The 22,771-nt window shown below is 42.6% G+C and carries 13 protein-coding genes; 4 read left to right on the plus strand and 9 right to left on the minus strand.

Annotated features, from left to right (window positions below; genetic code table 11):
* Positions 1-193: 193 nt before the first annotated feature.
* From ACTJKN_RS04045 to ACTJKN_RS04060, 4 genes are all read left to right on the plus strand, one after another.
* Positions 194-751: a sigma-70 family RNA polymerase sigma factor gene (locus ACTJKN_RS04045; protein ID WP_440822872.1), complete on the plus strand. Its 558-nt coding sequence runs from the start codon at positions 194-196 to the stop codon at positions 749-751.
* A gap of 59 nt (positions 752-810) precedes the next feature.
* The gene (locus ACTJKN_RS04050) at positions 811-1,830 is read left to right on the plus strand and encodes a FecR family protein (protein ID WP_440822874.1); all 1,020 of its coding nucleotides are present in this window, start codon (positions 811-813) and stop codon (positions 1,828-1,830) included.
* Between the two features lie 112 nt (positions 1,831-1,942).
* The gene (locus ACTJKN_RS04055; protein ID WP_440822876.1) at positions 1,943-5,002 is read left to right on the plus strand and encodes a TonB-dependent receptor; all 3,060 of its coding nucleotides are present in this window, start codon (positions 1,943-1,945) and stop codon (positions 5,000-5,002) included.
* Between the two features lie 6 nt (positions 5,003-5,008).
* Positions 5,009-6,289 (plus strand): fibronectin type III domain-containing protein, encoded by a 1,281-nt coding sequence (locus tag ACTJKN_RS04060; protein WP_440822878.1) that lies wholly within the window; start codon positions 5,009-5,011, stop codon positions 6,287-6,289.
* Positions 6,290-6,742: 453 nt separating this feature from the next.
* Here the strand turns inward: ACTJKN_RS04060 and ACTJKN_RS04065 are convergent, their stop codons facing one another.
* The 9 genes from ACTJKN_RS04065 to ACTJKN_RS04105 are packed head-to-tail and all read right to left on the minus strand — an operon-like array spanning position 6,743 to position 22,640.
* A complete protein-coding gene (locus ACTJKN_RS04065; RefSeq protein WP_440822879.1) occupies positions 6,743-7,039 on the minus strand; it encodes a hypothetical protein in 297 nt (98 codons plus the stop codon).
* Between the two features lie 59 nt (positions 7,040-7,098).
* Positions 7,099-9,267 (minus strand): IPT/TIG domain-containing protein, encoded by a 2,169-nt coding sequence (locus ACTJKN_RS04070; protein WP_440822881.1) that lies wholly within the window; start codon positions 9,265-9,267, stop codon positions 7,099-7,101.
* A 17-nt stretch (positions 9,268-9,284) separates the two neighbouring features.
* Entirely contained in the window at positions 9,285-12,596 is a 3,312-nt protein-coding gene (locus ACTJKN_RS04075; RefSeq protein ID WP_440822883.1) for a TonB-dependent receptor, read from the minus strand.
* Between the two features lie 28 nt (positions 12,597-12,624).
* Positions 12,625-13,632 carry a fasciclin domain-containing protein gene (locus ACTJKN_RS04080; protein WP_440822885.1) on the minus strand — a complete coding sequence of 336 codons (1,008 nt, stop codon included), beginning with the start codon at positions 13,630-13,632 and terminating at the stop codon, positions 12,625-12,627.
* A gap of 3 nt (positions 13,633-13,635) precedes the next feature.
* Positions 13,636-14,970 (minus strand): fasciclin domain-containing protein, encoded by a 1,335-nt coding sequence (locus tag ACTJKN_RS04085; RefSeq protein ID WP_440822887.1) that lies wholly within the window; start codon positions 14,968-14,970, stop codon positions 13,636-13,638.
* 15 nt (positions 14,971-14,985) lie between these two features.
* A complete protein-coding gene (locus ACTJKN_RS04090) occupies positions 14,986-16,095 on the minus strand; it encodes a fasciclin domain-containing protein (protein ID WP_440822889.1) in 1,110 nt (369 codons plus the stop codon).
* Positions 16,096-16,108: 13 nt separating this feature from the next.
* Entirely contained in the window at positions 16,109-17,344 is a 1,236-nt protein-coding gene (locus tag ACTJKN_RS04095; RefSeq protein ID WP_440822891.1) for a hypothetical protein, read from the minus strand.
* Positions 17,344-19,077 carry a DUF4397 domain-containing protein gene (locus ACTJKN_RS04100; RefSeq protein ID WP_440822893.1) on the minus strand — a complete coding sequence of 578 codons (1,734 nt, stop codon included), beginning with the start codon at positions 19,075-19,077 and terminating at the stop codon, positions 17,344-17,346. The genes ACTJKN_RS04095 and ACTJKN_RS04100 overlap by 1 nt, the downstream gene beginning before the upstream one ends.
* Positions 19,077-22,640: a TonB-dependent receptor domain-containing protein gene (locus tag ACTJKN_RS04105; protein WP_440822895.1), complete on the minus strand. Its 3,564-nt coding sequence runs from the start codon at positions 22,638-22,640 to the stop codon at positions 19,077-19,079. Before ACTJKN_RS04105 ends, ACTJKN_RS04100 begins: the two co-directional genes overlap by 1 nt.
* Positions 22,641-22,771: the final 131 nt, after the last annotated feature.

The raw sequence follows: 22,771 nt of genomic DNA on the forward strand, positions 1-22,771 counted from the left end.
AGGGTGTGTGAGATTTTAGTCTGTGGGCCTCTCCCGGAGAGTACCTAAATTATATTAAAAACGCTTTGATCATTTCTCAATCCCTGCCCGCATATATCGAATACCAGTCGGTTTAGAAAGCGAGTTTTTAAACATAATATTCAATTAATGTGCGGTTAATACATTTTTGCAAATTTTGCAAATAAAATTTCTTTTGAATTCCACTACAGATCCTGGGGAAGCCCTGCCGGCAATGCTTAGTATTTCAGCCTTTGAATTACTGTACAAAAGATGGAATACAATATTGTGCAGATATGCGATATATTATCTTCAGGATGAAAATTCCTCGCAGAGCATTGTGAACGATTTATTTCTTCAGATCTGGGCTAATCCACGTAGCATCAACAACATTAAAAGTTACCTTTTCCGCTCCGTTAAAAATGCCTGTTTAAATCTTCTCACCGTTCAGAAAAGATCACCCATCAGTTATTTCGAAACCGAAGAGCTTATCAGCCTATCAGACTCAGCCACATTTTCCGTACCCCAGGTATATTCAGACAAAATGGATTTCCTCCAAAAGGTCATATCTACCCTTCCGCCAAGAAGGCAACTGGTATTCAGGATGCACCGGATAGAAGGCTTCAGCTATGCGGAAATAGCAGAGTTGCTTGAAATATCAACCAGGACCGTAGAAGACCATTTATCCAAAAGCATGAGCTACATTCATACCGAATGTAAACATTTAATTTACGAAAAGTTAACTGAAGTTTAACAAATGGAGCCCGTAATTTCGCTGCTGATTATTGTCTTTACCCATGAAGACAAACAGATATGGAAGATCAGATATGGGCAGACATGGTCAAGAGATTAAATGCCAATGAAACGGTAGAATCAAAAAAATCATTGGATAGCTGGCTGGCAGAAGACCTAACTAATGCACAGAAATTCGAAGAGGTAAAAGCACTATGGTTATTAAGCGGGCATTTGGAACCGGAAATTGCGCAAACGGTTCCGCAACAGCTCCGCGAGCAGATAGCGCCAGTCATACCAACACAAAGCCCAAAAACAATAATCAAAAAATTATGGGCCTATGGGATCGCTGCAAGCGTGGTTATGGCAACAGTAATTATTGGCTTAAACTTTCTTCCATTCAGCAAAGCTGATCGACGGGAACAGATTACCTGGAAAACAATCTCCGCAGATGCAGGCAAGGTTATTGCCATCAATCTGCCGGACGGCTCTAATGTCTGGCTAAATGCAGGTAGCACCCTGTCCTATCCCGATCATTTTAAGAACCAGCCTTTGCGAAACATCAAACTTTCAGGTGAGGCTTATTTTGAGGTCAAACATGATAAGGAGCATCCGTTTGTTGTAGAAAGCGATAGCATCAAAACCACCGTTTATGGAACAGGCTTTAATGTAAGGGCCTATCCAAATGAGTCGGATGTTGCTATAGCTGTCAGCTCGGGAAAAGTAGGTGTGAATACTAAAAATGCACTAAGGCCGCCCGATCCCATATTCCTATTGGCATCAGACAGGTTGATCTATCACAAAACCAATAAGGCATTTACCAGATCAAAAACAGCTATCAACGACATCAATGGCTGGCAAAAAGGACTTATTGTTTTTGAACAAAGCCCAATTAAAGAAGTATTTGAAGAACTATCAAGGCGGTTCAATGTCAAATTCTCTACCAATCGCCTCTTTAAAGGCTCCTGTAAGCTAACGGCCAGATTTGAGAACAAACCGCTACCTACGATTTTAAAGACACTGCATACCGCTATGAACATAACATCAAACCAGATCAATGGAACTATTTATGTAGAAGGAGGCACAATATGTAAGGAATAAAAAAACCGCTTCCGGACGAGGGAAACGGCTCTTATGCTCATACGCGCTGGCTACTAACCTGCGCTTTGAGAAAATAATGAATAAATCTGAAAATTTAAACACACCCAAATTTATGAAAAAATTTAGTGGGGCTGACCGCCTTATGAAATTAATTATGCGAACAAGCTTAATATACGTTATACTATCTATTTTTTTCCTCCAACTTATACAGGCCGCCTCAGTAAGCGGACAGGTGGGCTTGGACAGAAAGATCAGCTTAGCCGCAAATAACATCGCTTTTGCAGATCTACTCAAACAGATAGAACAAAAAACCGGAGTAAGCTTTGTTTATACCAACAATGAACTCAGTGGCGAGAAGATCTCGGTAAAACAGAGCGAAAAAACCGCACGGACAATCCTTTTTCCTGTTCTGGAACACTATAACCTAATGATGGTTGAAGACGGCATGACGGTTATCCTAAAGCACAAAATGCAGAAAAAAGCCATTGTTAAACCAGGCTCCATTGTAGGTTATGTCCGGGATAAAGAAAACAAAAAAACGTTGCCTTATGCCACTGTTACCTTAAAAAGCTCGGGGCAGAAAGTAATAACAGATGTGAACGGCTACTTTATTATAGATAACATAAAGCCCGGTGAGGTTACTTTAGCTGTAAACTATATTGGTTATAGCGCAATGGCTTATACCATTGCTGTTGAAGAAGGAAAAACATCAAAAATAGATCTGTTTCTTTCTGCAGAGAGCAACGACATGAAAGGTATTACCATCAGTGGTATCCGCCGTGGTGAAGCTGTTGCCTTGAGCAATATGCGCAATGCAGACAATATAAAATACGTATTGTCTGAAGAACAGATAGAACGTTTTCCTGATGCGACCGTAGGTGAGGCCATGCAGCGTGTACCGGGAATTGCTATGGACTACAGTTATGGCCTTCCACGCAATATTATCATCAGGGGACTCGATCAATCGATGGGATCGATAACGCTGAACGGGAACAGATTACCGTCTACCTCCACAAGCTCAAGAGACGTTGACCTTAACGGCATCCTATCATCAACAGTCGAGGCTATAGAGGTAAACAAAACCTTAACGCCCGATATGGACGCCGATGGAACCTCAGGCTCGGTCAATATCATCTCCAAAACCCCTAAAAAAGGCGAAAAGCAGCTGAACCTAAAGGGATCTTTTGGTCATAACTTCCTCTTGGACAAACAGAACATTGATGGTTCGGTTACCTTCGGGAAAAGGGCAGATAAATGGGCCTATCTTTTTGGCATCAATTATAGTAAGAGCTTCCGTGGTGAGGACCGTGTGCAGAAAGATTATGACACCTACGAAATTAACGGCGTAGCGAAAACCATGTTATCCAACCTAGAGCTGGAAGGTACTGATATCAGAAGAGAAAACCTGGGCTTACAGGTTGAGATTGACTACTTCCCTACCCAAAAAAGCCAGATTTACCTAAGGGGATCGTTCAACAAATATTATGAGCTGCAGACCAGGGGTACAAAAAGCTATAGCATAGGAGATTATACAGACCAAGCGCATGTAACGGATGTAAGCATCGGCTCAAGCGGAACACCAAGAAACTACAACCGTAACCTGACGAGTTTCTCTTTGGGTTACAAAACAGATTTCAACAACTGGAAAGCAGATGCAGACCTGACCTTTTCGAGTGGGTTATATGATCAGCCACTTTACTTTGACGGTTATTTTTCCTACAACGGACTTTCGGCCGGACTGGATATTTCCAACCCAAGGGCACCTCAGTTCGATTTCGGCAGCGTTGATCCAAACGATCCCTCGAAATATACCACCAATTATTACACCAACCGCCACCAGATCGCTCATGATAAAGATGGTCAGGGTTCACTCAATATCCAAAGGACATTCGAACTGAGTGAAAAAAATAAATTTGTGCTGAAGTTCGGTGGCCGATACAAATACAAGGAAGACGACCATACCCGGAGCTATTATCAATACACCTTAAAAACCGGTACCCTTTCGCTTTCCAATTTCCTGGGAAATTTTTCAAGAGAAAAGTATTTCGATGGCAACTACAACTTATCAGGAGCCATCTCAGATGGTTATTTAATGGAACAATATTACCAGAACAACAGGGCGCTATTTGTTGACAATGAAACCTACATCCGCCAGAATACCGATCCGGATTCTTACAATGGAAAAGAAACCCTTGGCGCAGGCTATGTAATGGGCAAGCTTACATTGGACAAACTCGACATTATTACCGGCCTAAGGTATGAACGTACAGGATTTGAATACAACGGTAATATCGTTTCATTTAATGACAAAGGAGCTTATGTGAGCACCAATAAAGTCGCCGTTAAATCAAATTTTTCAGGTTTTTTCCCTAGCCTGAACCTTAAATATGCATTAGATCAGCAGACCAATTTCAGAGCCGCCGTAACGCGTTCCCTATCGCGACCTGGCTACTACGACCTGGTACCTTGGCAAGAAATCGAAACCCGCAGAAAACGCATGAAAATCGGAAACCCTGATCTTGATCAGGCAACATCTACCAACGTTGATTTTCTTTTCGAGCACTACCTTAAATCGTTGGGGCTTATCTCAGGAGGCGTTTTTTACAAGAACATCAATAATTATATTTATGAAAGCATCTATACACAAGCTGGCGGTCAATTTGACAAATATCAGGTTACCCAAACCGTAAACGGTGCAAATGCGCACGTATATGGTTATGAAATAGCCTGGCAGCAGCAGCTTACCTTTTTACCCGGCTTTTTAAATGGATTTGGTATATACGGAAACTTTACGCAGATACAATCAAAATTTAAAATACCTGGTATTACCAGCGTTAGAACGGTACGGCTGCCTTCTATGCGGCCAAAGGTGGGAAATGCTTCCCTTTCTTATGAAAAATATGGGTTCTCCGGACGAATATCATTGAATTTTTATGCCACTTTTATCAGCGAACTGGCCGAAACACAGGAAAACGATCTGATGGAAAAAGGCAGGGCACAGCTCGATTTTTCTGCATCACAAAAAATAAGCAAAAGCTTTTCAATCTTTATGGGCATCAGCAATATAAACAATGCGCAGATCATCCTGGATTATGGCGATGGACGTCCAAATGACCACAAATATTATTCAACCTGGGCCAATATCGGTTTCAAATACACACCTTTTCATTAATTTATTATGCGTTTTATAACAAAAGTAATTTTATATAGCCTGACATTAATCTGCTCTTTTTCGCAGATCAGCAAAGCACAGGATTTCAAGGCCGGACCAATGCCTGATAGGATTATACTCAACTGGTCTGCAGATCCTGCTACAACACAATCGGTAAGCTGGCGTACAGACAGTACCGTTAAAAAAAGTATAGCTCAGCTATTGATAGAAGATAGCTCTCCCAAACTCGACAAGCCAGAGGCAAAAGCATATGAAGCTATTACTTCATCGCTAAAGGGAAAGGAATATGAAACGGCGAATTACCATAGCGTAACTTTTACCGCTCTCCTTCCCGATAAAATCTATACCTACCGTGTTGGCGATGGCAAAAACTGGAGCGAATGGTTTCAGTTCAGAACCGGACCGGCACAGACCAAAGCTTTTTCTTTTATCTACTTAGGCGATGCACAGAACGATATCCGGTCCAAATGGTCTAGGGTAATCAGACGGGCTTTTGCGAGCCAGGGAGAGGCAAGGTTTATCGTACATGCCGGTGATCTGATTAACCGTTCCAATAACGACAGCGAATGGGGGGAATGGCATTTCGGAGGTGGTTTCATCAATGGAATGATCCCAAGTATCCCTTCATCGGGCAACCACGAATATTTTAGGGATGAGCAAAAAACGCTTACACTTGATCCACATTGGGCAGCGCAGTATACTTTACCGCAAAATGGGCCTGAAGGCTTGAAAGAATCCGTCTATTATACCGACTATTCGAATGTCCGTATTATCTCACTCAATTCCCAGATGATCGTACTGGATTCCAGCTCGCTCAAAATACAGGCTAAATGGTTAGAAGAAGTATTAAAGAGCAATCCCAAAGAATGGACAATGGTTACCTATCACCATCCGATCTATTCAACGGCAAAAGGAAGAGATAACAAAGAATTCAGGGAGATTTTTAAGCCGCTGTTCGACAAATACCATGTTGACTTACTGATGCAGGGCCACGACCACACTTATAGCCGGGGGCAAAACCTTCCAACAGGTATATCAGGCAAAGCAGGTGGGCCGATGTACGTGGTATCTGTTGCGGGGCCAAAAATGTACAAAGTGGACGTAAACCCGAAATGGATGGACATATTTGCAGAAGACACGCAGCTTTTCCAGATTATCTCAGTAGACCATAATGTGCTTACTTATACCGCCTACAAGGCATCTGGTGAAGTTTTCGATGCTTTTAAGCTAAAGAAAAAATCAAAAGACAGGGCAGCAGAATTTACAGACCTGAGAAACAAGAAATAACACCGATACAAACCCATATAAAAAGTGCTGTAGGTAAGATTTACAGCACTTTTTATGTGGAATATAAACCAAAAACCGGTATAATGTTTCTCAGGGTTAACATATGAATAACAGAACCGGGAGCGCTGTAATACTAAGGAAGCAAAAAGCCAGTCTTTTACCATCAACTGCTGTACCAGTTTCCCATCCCCTATCTCCCGGCTGATAACCCTAAAGGAAAGGTAGGTAAAACAACCTTCAGATCCCACCCAGCATAGTAACCATATTGAAATCATTGTAGGAAAATGCTGCCGGCCAGATTTATTTATTTTATCATAACGATCTGGAAAAGGCAGTAACCTGTCTGAAATATACCTGACAAAAACTATTAAAGATGTCGTCTGTGAACCAGTGTTTATTTTAAGAGAGATTAACAGCTGGTCGATAATATAACTACCCAACTGAGACACAAAACTATAACTTTTCAGCCTTATTCAGTTTTCTAATCCTGCTACTTACAAAATTGATACTGACATCATTATAAAACCTCCTGTAAAGCGCAATATGCATCTCTATTTCGGCTAGTTTTTTAAGATATTCCATATACAGCGCCTGCATCTGCAACCGTTTAGACTTAATGGATTCAAGTTCATTCCTTGACTGTAGACCTTCTTCCTCCAACAGATAATCCTCTTTAGCTTCGATATTTTCTTCCAGCTTAATCAGCAAATTTTTTAAATGCTCATGCTGGCGCCTATTAATTCCCTGCATTAATTTTTGTTAAAACCCGGGGAGCCATATCCGCTCCACGGGTTAATAATCAGATCAATTTATTTCAAAAATACTTTCCGGACTGCTTTATTCGCAGCATCCAGGATGTAGACATTTCCATCGTGATCTATAGCCATATCGTCCATAGATCCCAGTTTAGCAGCCGCTAATGTTCCATCGGCAAAACCTGAGGTAAACTTAGCCAGGGTTGAAGCACTTTTTGCAGCAATATCAATTTCCCTGAGCGCATAGTTGTTGCGGTCGCCAGCAATTAATTTCCCTGTTCCATAAGGGATTAAACCACCTGCAATGCTATTAAACCTGGCCTCGGTTCCAATTCCATCTACATAACCCGGATCACTAAAGCCTATCCAGTTGATCAGGTTTGATCCGCCAGAAGCTATAAACGAGATGGCATTATTGCTTGCAGCACCAGAATCTACATAATACAGATTGCCCGAGGCATCTACCACAGGGTGCGCCATAGGCCAGAGCGGTCCTGTAATTTTTGTAAAGCCACCAACGGTATTAACCCTGTTCATGCCCGCAAAAGCGCCGTTAATATTTACATAAAGGTTTCCTGCAGTATCAAATGTCATTAAACCAGGCGAAAAGCCGGAAGCATAAACGGTATTTTGACCCGATGGTGTTATTTTCCTGATCTGGTTACGGCCAATATCCGATACGTAGATATTGTTCTGTTTATCGATCACGATGCCATATGGTGTGTCGAAAACAATATCGGTACCATTAGCCTGCAACACACTTACGGTACCGTTCGGGGCAATTTTTTTCACCACATTGTTCGATCGGTCTGTTACAAAAACATTACCGCTATTGTCTACCGCTATACCAGCCATAAAACTTCCAAAGGTATTGCTATTCGGCCCCCCAGCTAAAGTAACCATGCCCGCTCTTCTAAACTCTTGTGGCGCAAGGGCTTCCTGACCAGCAACCACCACTTTTAAATCACCTGTGCTCAAACCTGCCGGAGCATCCAGTACCAATGTGTTTTCACTTGCAGTTTTTACCAGAGCCGGTACGCCATTAAAATAAACTTTGTTATCTGCAGCAGTGGCACTAAAACCAGAGCCCTTGATGGTAACAGTTGTTCCAGCCAAACCATTATCCGGACTAACCGATAGAATACCCAGGGTCTGATCTTTAAACCGCGGCCCATCGGTTGCCTGATCGTTCACCACAACCCTTACGCTTCCACTACCGGTTCCACCCGGAAGTACCAGTTTAAGCTGGTTTGCAGATGCCGATATTACCGGAACGGAAACACCATTGATAAATACCTTATTCTCATCCGCCAGGTCACTGAACAATGTACCTGAAATGGTCATTTCTGTACCTTTTGGTCCGCTTAACGGCGTAACTATACCAATAGACGGTGGCGCAACTACGGTGAAAGTTGGTCCGGTAATTTTCTGCCCGTTTATACTTACCGATAGCGGACCTGTTTTTACTCCATCTGGCGCAATTACGACAAGTTTTTCTTGGCTAGCTTCCAACACTGTTGCAGCTGTACCATTAAAATCGATAATATTCCCTGCGGCAAGCGCTTCAAACCCCGTACCGGCAATGGTTACTCTTGTGTTTTTACCACCAGTTAAAGGCTTAATATGATCAATAGCCTGATAGGTAAAGTTTTGACCTGTTGCTTCTTTTCCGTTCACTTTTACCATAATGGCACCAAAACCCGCCTCTGCTGGTACTTCGGCAACAATCAGGTTATCCGATACGCTTACCACCAGTGCAGCCTTACCATTGATAAAAACAGTGGCGGGCATGGTTGTACTGCTAAAACCTGCACCTGTTATCCTGATCTGTGCACCAGCCGGACCGTTTGCAGGCAATACTGTTGTGATGGTTAAATCCTGGTAGGTGTACGCACCGATCTCAAAATTTTGGGTGTCGTACTTTAAGGCCAATGTACCTGTAGTTCCGCCTTCGGGCATACGGATTACCAAAGCTTCGGCCGTTGCGCTAATTACCTCTACTGATTTGCCCCCAATAGTGGCAGAATATTGTTTAATATCAGTACCAAAACCTGTCCCGGTAATGGTTACCAGTGTACCTGCATTACCACTGTTGGGGTAATAACTTTCTATTTTAAACGCTACTGCCTGAGGTTCTGTTTTATCCTTTTTACATGCCCCAATAATGAGCAGCAGGAAAAGCATCAGTCCGATACTTAAACTCTTTTTATGTTGTATTATCATAAGATTTATCTTTGATGTTAAAAACTATACCTTAATCCCAGTTGCATCTGTACCCTGGAACTAAAATAATCGATGCTATAAGGCTGACCGGGGTTGTTAAAAGTAAATACCGGATAGTTGCCAGCATTTTGCTGTGGCGGGAACAGGGTTGGCGTTAAACCTACGCTGCTTGTGGAGTTAAAGGTATTGGGCGAAAAATACTGTACGCCCCAGGCTTTATTGATGAGATTGGTGAAGTTGATGATGTCTACATTCAGGCTCAGCGACTGCGATTTATTACTATTTACAAACAGTTCGTGCGAGAGATGCAGATCGGCCTGTACATTCCACGGGGTACGCCCTCTGTTACGCTCGGTAAAATTTCCCCTGCGACTGCTTAGATATGTGTTACCATCAATAAACTGATTAAAGGCTGCTGCCTGTTGGGCTGCTGTTTGCGTTGAAACATTTTTAAAATAGTGGATGGCTTCTTCGCGCAACGGGATATAAGCCAAACTTACCTGTTGTGATAAACCCTGGATACTGCTGTTTACAATCCCATAACTAAACGGACTGCCCGATTGGGCACTAAAGAATAAACTTACAACAGTTCTTCCTGCTTTTTCCCACTCATGGTTATAGCCGATACTGGACACAATGCGGTGGCGGGTATCGAAATTACTGTAGCTCAATGCCGGATTATTGGGGACCAAAGCCTGATTTAACTGCCAGTTACTCTCCATCGAGTTACGTACGCCATTGCTTAAATCTTTCGATTCGCCATAGGTATAAGAAGCCGTAATATTTAAGGCTTTTCTAAACGTTTTAGTTACTGTTCCGGTAAGGCTATAGCGGTATCCCTCACTGGTATTGCTCAATAAATAGATATTAGAAAAACGGGGATCGACCGTTCCGCTGTAAACCGGCTGTTGTTTCTGTTTATCATAACCGTAATACAATGGGTTATCTTTTGTATTCAGTTGCTGAAACAATATGTCTTTTAAACTTTTGGTATACATCCCTTCAACCGTAAATCGCCAGTCGCTTTCTGTTTGGTAATCGATACCCAAACTTCCACGCAATACCTGTGGCATTACAAAACCATTATCAACCAGATCGATCTGCGTGCGGCCACTATTGGGATTATTGATTACTGCGCCGTTCTGCTCAATGAAGTTCCCTATTCCATTCGGGCTCGGTTTAATGGCATCGCTACCCGGTGCAAAGGGCTGCTGATCGCCCCGCTGATCGAAAGCGCCAAAGTTATTACCCGTATTGTAATACGCATAGGCTAACCAGGCAAAAGGAATACGGCCTGTAAATAAGCCTGCCCCTCCCCTTACAATCAGTTTTTGGTTACCCAGGGCATCATACCTGAAACCCAAACGTGGCGATAACTGTACTTTGTTTAGAAATTTATTTTCGATCCGGTTAAGCGGTGTGTAAGTATAGGTATTGCCGAAATTTGGATCGGCTATAATATCTTTAACCTTATCACTAAGACCTGGCATGGTGGGCAAATTCACCACATCGGCCCGCAGGCCTGGTGTAATGCTTAATTTATCGCTGATTCTGATTTCATCCTGCACATATAAACTATACATGTTTACATTAAAATCGGCCGCCGGATTGGCCAAGAGGTAATCGCGGCTGTTATTGGTGTAATTGTAACTGCCCCTCACGCGGGAAGGATTATTGCCGATAAAATCTTCGATGCTCTGGTAATCTACCCGGCCGTTCCAGGCATTTACAAAACCATACTGGATGTTGTACAACTCGTTATGTGTACCCACTAAGATTTTATGGCGTCCTTTGGTCCAGTTTAAGTTGGCCGTAAATTCCCAGGTTTTTTGTTTCATGTTGAAGATGCTCGCTTCGCGGTCGGTACCCAGATAAATGGTGGTACCAGGCGTACGGCCCATAATCTGCACCTGCGGCAAAGTAGGATCACTCAGTGGATCGCGGCTATCGCTTACATGTGTAAAACCAACCAGTAAGTTCCCAGAAAGTTCGTTATTGAAACGGCTTTTTAACTCGGCAACGGTACTGCTCTGGTTATTTTCCTGTTCAAAAGCCATACTGCTGAAACGGAAATCCTGTTGATCGCGGTCCATATGTGTAGCCTTACTAAAAATGGTATTGTTCCTGACGGCCAGCTGGTGTTTACCATTGATGTTCCAATCTAAACGGTTGAAGAATTTTTGCGATTTGTTCGAATTGGTGTACACACCTGCAGTACCTGCATCGAAAACATTGCCATAACGGGTTTTAACTGCATTGCTGATTAAGTCTGCATCAGCCACGCTTAAGATATGGCTTGTTTCTGCTGTACCAACATACAACTGGGTAGGATCCTGGCGATGGGTAATCTCCTCATTACTAAAAAAGAAGAGTTTGTTTTTTATAATCGGAAAACCGATACGGAAACCTGCCTGATAATCCTCGAAGTCGCTGTTCATTTTACCCAGAGTGCCAACACGGTCTTCACCGGTAATGGCTGCATTCCGGCCAAAACCATAAACCGAACCCTGAACTTTATTGGTACCACTTCGGGTTACGGCATTGATAGATCCTCCTGTAAAATTTCCGATTTTAACATCAAATGGTGCCAGGTAAACCTGCATATCTTCAATAGCATCTAAAGAAACGGGATTGGTACGGGTACTGCTCCCGTTCATGCCAGAAGTACCCGTTTGTCCGCCAAGCGAAGGGCTAAAACCAATGGCATCGTTGTTTACCGCGCCATCAATGGTTACGTTGTTGTAACGGAAATTGGTTCCACCGAAGCTGTTGTCGCGGCTTCCCTGCGGGCTTAGCCGGGTAATATCGGTTAAACTCCTGTTAATGGTAGGCATGTTTTTTACCTGTTCGGCGCTGATATTTTTACCGGTGCCATAGCTATCGGCCTTTTGTTTGGGTTTTGCCCTGCCTGATACCATAACGGTACTCAGTTCCTGCGCGTTTTCCTGCAGCACAAAATTGAGCTGCTGGCTCCCGCCTAAACGTACCGCAACATCGCCAAGCACCTCGGTTTTCATCCCAGTGGTAGAAACCGTTACGGTATAGGGCGACCCAATACGTAAATTGTTTAAAAAGTAACGCCCATCCGCATCGGCAGAAATGGCATAACGGGTTCCCGAAGGGGTATGAATGGCCACAATTGTTGCGCCGGGTATCGAAATCCCCCTGGCATCTTTAACCTGACCAGTTAAGGAACCACTTGTTTCCTGCGCCATACCATAAAAAGATATGAAAAAGAAAACACAGAGCATGATTATTTTAAGCCCAACCTGCTGCAGGGAAAACATCTCCTGCAAAAAGCCGGGTATTGGATATATACTTTTTTTCATCAGTTTAAATTTAATTGCCTTACGTTTCCTATTGGGTAATCCGTAAAGCACCATCTATAATATGTAATACACCATTGCCGGCCAGGATATCCTGTTTAACCAATTTTACTGCCGTTGTATTTCCGATTCCACTTAGGGTTATGCCATTAAAACTCCCCGGAGCATTGGGATCTGGTGTTAAAGTCATGGTAATCGAATTGCCATCGAGCATGGCCTGACGGCTGGTATTGGATGAACCTGTACTGAGGATGTAATCGTAAATAAACCGCCTGTCTTTTACGATATGGTAATTCACCAGACGTTTCAATACTTCTATATCAGTGTTATTGATCTGTGCTACACTGGTATAACCCATTGCCTGCATGGCCTGGTTATTGGGCGCGAAAATGGTATATGGGCCCGTTTCATTAATGGTGAGCAGCAAACCAGAAGTTTTCAAAGCCTGTGTAAAAAGAGTAATGTTTGATTCTGCCGCAACAGCATCGCCCAGTAGATCATACAGATAAGGGCTCAAAACCCGGTTTACCACCTGAATTAAGCCATTTGAAGCCGGGATATTCTGCGCAATGATCCGCGAACCGTTTAAGGTCAATACCGTATCAGTTCCCTTGATCCAGTGTGTGGCATATAATTTACCCCCACGCGAGCGCAACTCCTGGTTAAACAGGTAAGGCAATTTATTCAGTTCGTACTTTCCATCCAAAGTATGGTATTGGGCAATGCGCGAAATGAGGGTGGGGTTTGCGGTGAGCACACTTACCGGACCTGCATAACCCGCCAATGAAAATGCGGCATCTGATGGCACCAGCGCTGTATAAGGCCCTGCCCCCTCCTGCAAAGTTTTATCAAGACCACTGCGTTTTAGCGCTGCACTAAAGGACGAAAGATTAAAGTTGTCGGCAATAACGAGGTTAATTTTATTGTTGTCGTAATCGCTCAGTTTATTTTCATCTTTACTACACGATGTACCCAAAATGGCCATCAGCAATAAGGAAAATAAGGTATTCTTATGGTATAGGTTAAATTGCTGTCCCATGTTCTATTTAAGTTTAAATCCTTTGGGGAAAAGTAGGTGGTCTACCACGTGTATTGGTCCGTTAAGGGTATTGATATCCGCATCGACCACTGTTGCTGCAGGGTATTCAGCGCCTTTTACCTTAATCTGAATGTTGTTATTGCTGAGTGAAAACTCGAGCGGCATCAGATAGGTATATTCTATCGGAGGATTTCCACCAACATTAACCGGATAATTATTTAGCATTGGCTTTAACACGTTGCTATAAAACACAGTAGAATTAACTGCGGCTTTATCGCCCCCCGAAGTAACCGGTTGGAACATCCTGCCCCAGTTGCGGTGAAAATTGTAAACGGTATCCATCGGAAAAGCGCCTCTTGCCGAATAAGTATTTTCATCAAAAAAAACACCATCCATACTCCGTTCATTAAATTTCAGGATATCGGCAACGGTTTGAAATCCGGCCTGATGAAAAGCTTCATCTGTTGGCGCAAACAAAGTGGAGACAGTGATATTTGGCCCAATATAACCTGCATATAGAGGCGTTTCTATTCCCCAATCCTTGTTATAATAAAGGCGGTTATTGGCATAGTCCCTCATAATGTCTTCCGGTTCGGGTCTAAACCCAAAAACTACCTCAATATCAGCACCAATTTTATCCAGAAAAAGCTCATCTGCCAGCCGTTGCGATTCAATAAACATCGTAAACCGTCCATCGGCTTTTAAAGCTTCCAATATGGTTTTCGTAGGTCTTTCTAAGGCTTTTTCCATAATATAAAGTCCGCCGTTCGTCGCAGGCAGGTAATTCACTTTACCCACGTTTTTACCGTTCATCAGTAAATCATCGCCTTTTAAACCCACATAATGCCTGTAATAATATAAATCATATTGATTATTACTTTCAGCATTGTCGTAATACTTAACATATAAACCGGGATGGAGCAACAGGCTTTTGACCATAAAATTATCACTCCGTAGTTTCAGTTCATCTTTGGTTACCGTGCCGATGGTGGTATAAAACATCATCAAACTGTCCAGTTCTTCTACAGGCATTTGATTAATCTCGTTAGCGCTTAAACCTACCGCTTGCATGGCGGCATCGTTCGGTGCGAAAACCGTAAGTACGACTTTGCTGCCTTGCTGTTTAAGGATATTTTTGATATTGCTTTTTTGCCATGCACTGTAAAATAATTTAGCAGGCGAGGCGGTCAATAACTGCTCTACCGTTTGCGTGGCATCGCTTTGAAACGGGACTTGGGCCCCTTCAGGATCGGGCATAAATTCCGTTTTTGAACAGGCACCTAAAAAAAGGATACAGGCCCATAAAACGAATACCCAAAAGTTTTTTAAATTTCTCATATTCATGATGATATATTATTTCTTGGTAGCTTGGTTGGGCGTTACCAACCCACTAACTAAGTGATGGACAATGCCGTTGCTGCACAGGTTATCGTTTTTTGCTGTTAAATTGCTGGTTACCGCGTTTAAGATCACGTCAGAAACCGTATTACCACTACGCAGCGTAAGGTTATAGCCTAACTTAAATTCCGGATATAACTTTCCTCCTCCAAAATTCATGTAATGGCTATCGTTTTTGAGGAAATAATTATAAGCACCGTTGAAATTGATCAGTGAAAACACCTGGGAATCGGAGATAAAAAAGTGCCTGTCGTATAAAATGTAAGCCCCAAAAAGCCTGTCGCCAATGTATTTATCAGTCTCCAAACTATTTAAGAAAGCCTCGGTAATGCCTACCTCTTCAAGTGCCTGGTTATTGGGTGCAAAAATGGTAAATGTGGTACCAGTGGCCAACTGATCCCATAAGTTAAACTTCTTCAAGCCCTTCACAAACACACTGTAATCGGCATGTGTTGCAAGCCATTGCTGTACGGTTCTGTTAAAGTTTGGTTTCATTACATTATCCATTAAATGCAGAACACCATTGGATACAACCACATCTTTTCTGATGGCCTCAACACCATCGATATAAAGTTCGTTTTCCACACCTCCGTTAGGATTAAAAGCTGCACGGGAAACATATAGCTCCGGACCTGTTAAAGTGGCATAGCGCACATCTATCCCGTTGCTTGGAATATCGTTCACCAAGAGTTTACGGGGAAGGATATGATAGCCGATTATTTTTTTTAAGCTATCTACATTCATTTTGTCAAAATCGGTGGCGCTATAAACACCCAGGCGGTTAAACGCTTCATCGGTTGGCGCAAATACGGTAAAAGGCCCCGCTCCGTTTAACTGTTCTATGTAGCCTGTTTTTTTGATTGCCGCATAAAAAAGACGCATTTCGTAATTGTTCTTTACAAAATCGCCTGCCGGACGAATGTTTTCGTTGGGTAAGGCTACCGATAGGTCATCGTGTTTGCAACCAGTAACAAAAAGCAGCTGAAAAACCATTGCCGATGCAAAAAGTATTTTCCCCATTTGTATAACCAGTTTGCTATAACTGAAATTAGATCGTTTTTTCATTGAAATCATATTTTTAATAAATGGGCGGTGCATATTTTCGTTGAATGGTGGTTAAATAAACCCTGCCATTAACTACCTCGATGGTGTTTACAGTGGCGAAGGTTTTGGGGTTGTTTACACCTGAATGGATATTAACCAGCAAATTGGGCAGTATGGCCGCATTATCGTTGCTTGTCATCCTTACTTTGCCATTCTGCAAGCAGTTAACAGAAACCCAGTTGCCACCGTTATCAATTGAGGCTTCGTAAAAAGGGTTATTCGTAATATCCATTCCTGGTACAAAAAAATCGAACCTTTGCCACATGTTTGTGGTGATGCCATTGGCGGTTTTACCTGACCAGATTGGGAAACTCACATAAGGGTTTACTACATCAGTAGCGGTATTTAATTTAACATTGGCAATATATTTACCTTTAAAACCAGGTACAGTGGCTGCACGGGCGCTTAAAATGCTTTGATCTTCATAAAGTGAGAGGAAAACATTCATTTCATCTTTCATTCCACCCTGAAAACTGGCCATCAAAAAATCTTCGGCCTTTAGCGATTTATCGGCCTCCCAATAGCCTTTGGCACTCATGTTGTAAAAATTAACATAGGTAAGCGAATCAGATAGAGGCAGCTTTTGAAAAATCTCTTGACGGAGTAAAAGGCCGGTCCTTTTGGTCACAAAATCTTTTTGCAATATATGCAGGGTATACACCTCTTTACTGGTGAGACTAAGTACAGTATCGATCAGGATATCTTTTTTTAACTGGTTCTCCAATTGAAAAAAGGGTACTGTATTTTTAGGGCGGTAAACAAACATGATCCGCATTTTGCCCGATGGAACCTGCGCCCAGCTGCTTAAATCGAAACCGTTTAAAATCGGGCCTACCAATACATTTTCTTTGCCCGGATATTCGGGATTATTAACCGAGGTACCCGTACCAATATGTGATGGATATGGAGGTGCATAGGCATCGCGCTGATCTAAAAAGTCGCCCACAATTTCGGCGCTTGTTGGCATGCCATTACCATCCAGCACCGGATTGATGAGCATACAAAAAAACGGCACTTTATTATCCTTACTGCCAAGCGTTTGTATGTAATTAAGGTTGTTGAATACCCTTAAATATGCCGGATCGTCGATCTTCGAGTATTCTACTTTAACGCAACCCGTGTTAAGCAGCACAAAGCAAGCAGCAAAAAGCCATGCCAACTGTGCCAGTCCGGTTTTAATCATTCTGTTATTTAATCTCTCTTTTTTCATTATTTGTTGTGTTTGATAATGATCATTCTTGCTTGATTTGCCGGCGTACTGCCCGTGCCCGATTGGCCAATAAGTGCCACGGTGTAAATTCCAGGCTCTTGTACAGGCAATTCCCTCCCTGCTTTCTGATAAAGGGTTTTATCTGCAACAAAGGCCTCGCTTTTTAACACTTCAATATCGCTGGCCCATATACCCGGCACTACATTGGGTTTGGAACGGTAGGCCATAATTTCGAAGGCTTTCTGATTGTAGGTATTACTGATATAGGGGCGCTCGAACAAGGGCATACCAGGCTGAAGATTGACACCTGCATTTGCATTATCATTTCCCCCGGCAGAAGATTGCCCGTTGCTCTGTGTAAAAGTGATATAAGGATTGCTCACTGAAAGATTTAAAAATCTTTTAAAGAAGAAATAATAATATTGATTACGGCTGTAAGTGGCATCGTCTTCAGCCCCGAGATAGCTTGTACCACTTAAATCGTTAGCGACAATGAGCACCTTAGGGGCACCTGATTGATCGGGATATAACCACGCAGTATAGTTTTGTGCCGGACGGAGCGTCTGGCTGGCAATGGCAATGGTTTTACCCGACGCATCTAAAGCTTCAACGGTGTGGCTGCCCTGGATTAAATTTGTATATGTGCCAGCCGTACCAAAAGCTAAATTGCTGGCTATTGTTTTCCCATCTACCTTAAAACTTACATTTTGCCCGGCCAAACCATTTACACCCTGTAGCCTGAAATAACTAATGTTGGCCGACGGCGTATTATCATTAATCACCTGAAATGAATTCTGATAAGTTGATGAAGTTTCATCAAGTTCGTTGATTATATAATCAAATTTTTGCGGAGCGATTAAAATGGTATAAATGCCCCCGGGCTGGTAGGTCTGGATGGGTGCATAAGTTAATTTGGTCGAATTCATCAGATCAAGGGGAATGGTTGAGGTCGGTGGATCGATCAGGGTGATCGCATCTATTCCTGCACCTAGTGCCGGCATCTGTCTTCCATCATCCATTAGCACTTTAAACTGATAGGTTCCGTAAGGCAGCTCTATATATTCAGAACTTCTGGCCACTGAACCGATATGATTGGTCCTCGCATCAACCAATTTTCCATCTGCATAGGCCAGTGATACGTTTCCACTCAAATCTTCCTGGCTGCCACTGCTGTTAACTGCAGGATTTTGAATGGATCCCGAAAGATTTACAATCCTGATCTTAAAATGATCGGGTTTGGATGGTGCGGTAATTCCTCTTTTAACGGTAACCACTTCCGGCTGACCATCCATTGCAAAAGTAGGCAGCAGAAAATAATCGGTTGGATTGTTATAGTCGTTTTTTACCTCAAGTTTTACATTGCCTGTAGTTACAGGGGTATAACTTCTCGCCATAAAATCGAGTGCAGCCGTTCCCTGTGCATTAAACAGGTCTTGTGGAACAAACCAGGTTTTCCCTAACTGCCCGTTTGAGGGAAAATATGAGGTGCCCGGATATTGCTGGCTATTGGGTTTGTTGGGTTCCCTTACGATAAAATTGGTCAGGCTGTCACCATTGGCAATCACCTGATTAAAACCTGCCACATTGATAATACGGGCCGTTGAACTGATCCTATTCTGGGTTAAAACTCTGTTATCTGCTTCAAAATCGGCCTTATCTTTTTTACAGGCCTGAAACAGCAGCATAATGCTGAAAAACAGCATGCTAAAGTATTTATAACTTATCTTATTCATTATTTAAATAGATTATAGGTAAAGCCTAACATAATTTCGGCGCCACGGGTATAACTTCGGTTAATGTATTCGTTGCCATACCATTTACCTCCCGTTTGTGGATTGGCATAAACGGTTCTGATATCGGGATTAAGGATATTTTTGGCATAACCTTTAAACCTGACACTTTTAGTCAGACGCTGACTGAATACAAAATCTAAAACCGGTACCGGACGGGTGTATAAATCGGGTTCTCCCGTCAGGTTGATCTGCACTAAACGTTCGCCTACCACATTAAAGGTTAAGGTAAAATCAGATCCCGATTTTGGGTTTTCATAGTTTAACCATGCATTGATGGAGTAAGGCGCCTGCTCAAAAAGCGGACTGTTTTTTGGTGTATAACGATCGAGCGAGCGGATGGCTTCGTAACGCTCAGGTGTTTTTTTAATGTCGCTCTGTGCAAGCAATAAGTTAGAACCGAAATAAAAGTTTTTTAAAGGATCCCACATATTTCCCAGGCTTTTTACAACCTCGAGTTCAAGCCCCCATACCCGGCCAACGTTAGGATCGTTCTGGAACTGGATGGTTGGAAACTCGGGATAGGTTGCTGCCAAACCAGCAGTTTGCAAGCTAAAAACCTTTACCAACTGGTTTTCTATCCGTTTACCAAATGCCGAAACCGCAAGCACCTCTCCTTTTGCCGGAAACCATTCCCACCTGAAATCAAGATTTTGGGTAAATTGGTTTTTAAGGTTCGGATTACCGACCACTAAACCCATCTGAAAGGCATCAAATTCGAAAACATTGGTTATTTCCCTCAATTCCGGGCGAGCTAATGCAGTATTATAAGCACCGCGGAAATTCATGTTATCGTTTAGGGTATAAGTTGCGTTAACCGAGTAAAATGGTTTATAACCCGTTTTGTATACCGAATTTGGATTAATCGGATTTAAGGGGATTTTGCTCCCGTTTGCACCTCCTGCGGTAAGCGATGGATCTAAAAACACGCCTGAAGTATCAACAGATGAACCAATATTGGTCATTTCGAAACGCACACCGCCTGCAATACGCAGCTTTTCAGTCAGCTTTAAATCCAACATCCCGTAAAAAGCATTGGTTTCAAAATAACCTGTATAATTATTGGGCGATTTTTGGCTGTTATATAAGAATCCACCAATGGGCATCATGCCTTCCCCCTGGCCACCTGTAGACAATTTAACACCAATAAATTCGCTGCTCACCAATCGGTTCAGGTTACCCTCGGCACCGTATAACGGTAGGGCCCTATTGCTGGTAAAGTTAGATCCCGGCAGGAAAAGCTGGTTTTCATTAAAATCACGGTCCCTGAATAAATAATTTACGCCGGTTTTAAACTCCTGTTTTTGTCCGAACAGTTTAAAAGGAAGACTTAAATCTGCTTTATAATTGTAATTTTTCTCATCAAGGTTCCGCCATCTCCTTCCATTAGGTTCGGCTTGTATAATACCATAAGGCCCGAAACCGTTAACATATCCAGAGGTTAAGGCGTAAAGGTGTTTGCTGTAAACCGTTGCAGGTGCACCACTTCCTGTTCCAACCGTGTAATAGCCTCCACCCCTGGGCATATAATCGGCCAGACTGGCAAAGCGGAAATCAGGATCGTTCTGTTTCGACCTCGAACTGGCCACATTATAACTCAAACGTGGGGATAATTCTTTATCGAAAAATTTATGCTCGCCCTGCAGGTTAAAAGTGTTCAGGTTACGAAAAGTTTGTTTTAGCGAGTAGGTGGTTGTTTTTACCTCTCCAGGTAAGCCAGTATATTCGTAACGGCCAGCTAAATTACTAGCTTTAGTTTCGCCGCCCCAGCTGCCCAGGTATTGCATGCTGATTTCGTTACGGCGGTTAAACTGATAGGTAACGCCCACCAAAGTTCCATAATTTAAAGTCTCTACACCCGTGTTTTCTTTATAAGTTTGGTATTTACCCATAAATAAACTGTTTGGCGTAATGTAGTTTGGAATATTACGTGGACTGTACACATCAGGGTTACCGGTAACCACGCCCTGGTATATACTATACTGGGTTAAATCGCCTCCGCTGATATCAGTAATGCGGCGATAGTAATTCCCGCCCACGATTAAACCGAGTTTATGTTTTTTAAAAATATTAAAGCTGTTGCCGTAAGTAGCCGAATACAGCTGGTTTAAGGGTGCTTTTTTGTATTGTGTAGTCATCACCGGATCGAAAGACTGCATAATGTTGTTGATGCGGTTTACTTCCTGATAGGCCGTTGGGCTGTAATTGCTATTGGCAATCATACTTTGGATGGATCCCAGGCCGTTCGGATATTGACTGGCCAGGTTTTTAAAGTCGCTGCTTAAGTTTTTATCACTGATTTTATTGCCAAAGGCACCCATATCGCTGTTCCAGAAGCTATTGTATTGACCACCAATTCCCACATTCGAGTTTACACCCGATTGGGCTATGATTTCGAAAGTTTCCTTTTCCGGAACAGACTTGGTTTTCAGTTCTACAATGCCCGCAGCTGCATCGGCAGGTTTATCGGGTGTTACTGTTTTATAAATGGTAATGTTATCGAGCAGTGATGCGGGAACCAGGTCCAGGGGGATCGTGCTCCTATCAGGATCAGATGAGGCTAAACGCACCCCGTTTAACTGTCCGATTACACTTCTATCGCCTAAACCGCGGATGGCTACATATTTATCATCGGTTACAGTAACCCCCGAAACACGCTGCAAAGCCTGCGTGGTGGTAATACTGCCGGTACGCTCAATCTGTTGCGAAGATATGGCATCCTGGATAATCGACGATTTTTTGCGTTCCTCCAATATGGCAACTTCGGTATTTGCCTTTCTTCTCGCCTGAACCATCACCTCGCTCAGCTGTGTAGCTGAGGCTTTTAAAGCAATATTCAATACCTTCGTACTTGCATCCACTTTAATTTCGCGGCTAATGTAGCCCATGTAAGAAATTATTAGGGTAGCGCCACCTTCAGGAACGGTAATCCTGAAATTTCCGTTCACGTCGCTCGAGGTTGCAGTAGTTCCGCCCTTAACCTTTATACTTACTCCAATGAGTGTTTCTTTGCTCTTCTCATCGAAAACCGTTCCTGTGATTAAAATCGGTACCGGTTTTCTGGTAATCACTACATAACCTTCTACCACGCTGTATTTAAGGTTGGTATTGGCTAAAATATTGTTCAGCGCATCGGCAACACTGATATTTCCATTATTGAGGTTAACCTTTTTGCTTATGTTGTTCAACAGGTTTACCGCCACATTAATCTGGATATTGCCCTGTTTTTCTACAACAGCCAAGCTATTTTCTATAGTTGCAGCTTCAAGCCTAAGTTTGATTTTCCGATTGAGATCCTGACCTGACACATTATTAGCGAAGAGAAGCCCTAAGCCGGTAAGATTTGCAAGGATCACTAGAAAAGAGCATTTCATAAAGAAATAAATTTTATCTGCGGGCAGATTGTTATCAGCCATCTGCCTCAGTTTCTTTTTAACATAGTACAAGGCGTTATAACATTGCCTTGCATATTGAAAAGAAACATGCAGATGTAATACTTTTTGCATATTTTTGATCATTATGATTTTTCGCCTTTAGGCGGATATTATGAATACTTTATCGTGGGCTGACGGGTCTTCGAAAACAGCCAGTCCTTTGATGATTTACGCGTCCTCCCTCAAAGGGGGACGTTTTTTAT

Origin of the sequence: Pedobacter sp. 22163, assembly GCF_052045595.1 — a bacterium.
Taxonomy (GTDB): Bacteria; Bacteroidota; Bacteroidia; order Sphingobacteriales; family Sphingobacteriaceae; genus Pedobacter.

Coding starts and splice junctions, on each gene's coding strand:
- ACTJKN_RS04100 (WP_440822893.1), bottom strand. CDS start 19,077: ATGAATAAGATAAGTTATAAATACTTTAGCATGCTGTTTTTCAGCATT.
- ACTJKN_RS04105 (WP_440822895.1), bottom strand. CDS start 22,640: ATGCAAAAAGTATTACATCTGCATGTTTCTTTTCAATATGCAAGGCAA.
- ACTJKN_RS04060 (WP_440822878.1), top strand. CDS start 5,009: ATGCGTTTTATAACAAAAGTAATTTTATATAGCCTGACATTAATCTGC.
- ACTJKN_RS04075 (WP_440822883.1), bottom strand. CDS start 12,596: ATGAAAAAAAGTATATATCCAATACCCGGCTTTTTGCAGGAGATGTTT.
- ACTJKN_RS04080 (WP_440822885.1), bottom strand. CDS start 13,632: ATGGGACAGCAATTTAACCTATACCATAAGAATACCTTATTTTCCTTA.
- ACTJKN_RS04095 (WP_440822891.1), bottom strand. CDS start 17,344: ATGAAAAAAGAGAGATTAAATAACAGAATGATTAAAACCGGACTGGCA.
- ACTJKN_RS04055 (WP_440822876.1), top strand. CDS start 1,943: ATGAAAAAATTTAGTGGGGCTGACCGCCTTATGAAATTAATTATGCGA.
- ACTJKN_RS04070 (WP_440822881.1), bottom strand. CDS start 9,267: ATGATAATACAACATAAAAAGAGTTTAAGTATCGGACTGATGCTTTTC.
- ACTJKN_RS04065 (WP_440822879.1), bottom strand. CDS start 7,039: ATGCAGGGAATTAATAGGCGCCAGCATGAGCATTTAAAAAATTTGCTG.
- ACTJKN_RS04090 (WP_440822889.1), bottom strand. CDS start 16,095: ATGAAAAAACGATCTAATTTCAGTTATAGCAAACTGGTTATACAAATG.
- ACTJKN_RS04050 (WP_440822874.1), top strand. CDS start 811: ATGGAAGATCAGATATGGGCAGACATGGTCAAGAGATTAAATGCCAAT.
- ACTJKN_RS04085 (WP_440822887.1), bottom strand. CDS start 14,970: ATGAGAAATTTAAAAAACTTTTGGGTATTCGTTTTATGGGCCTGTATC.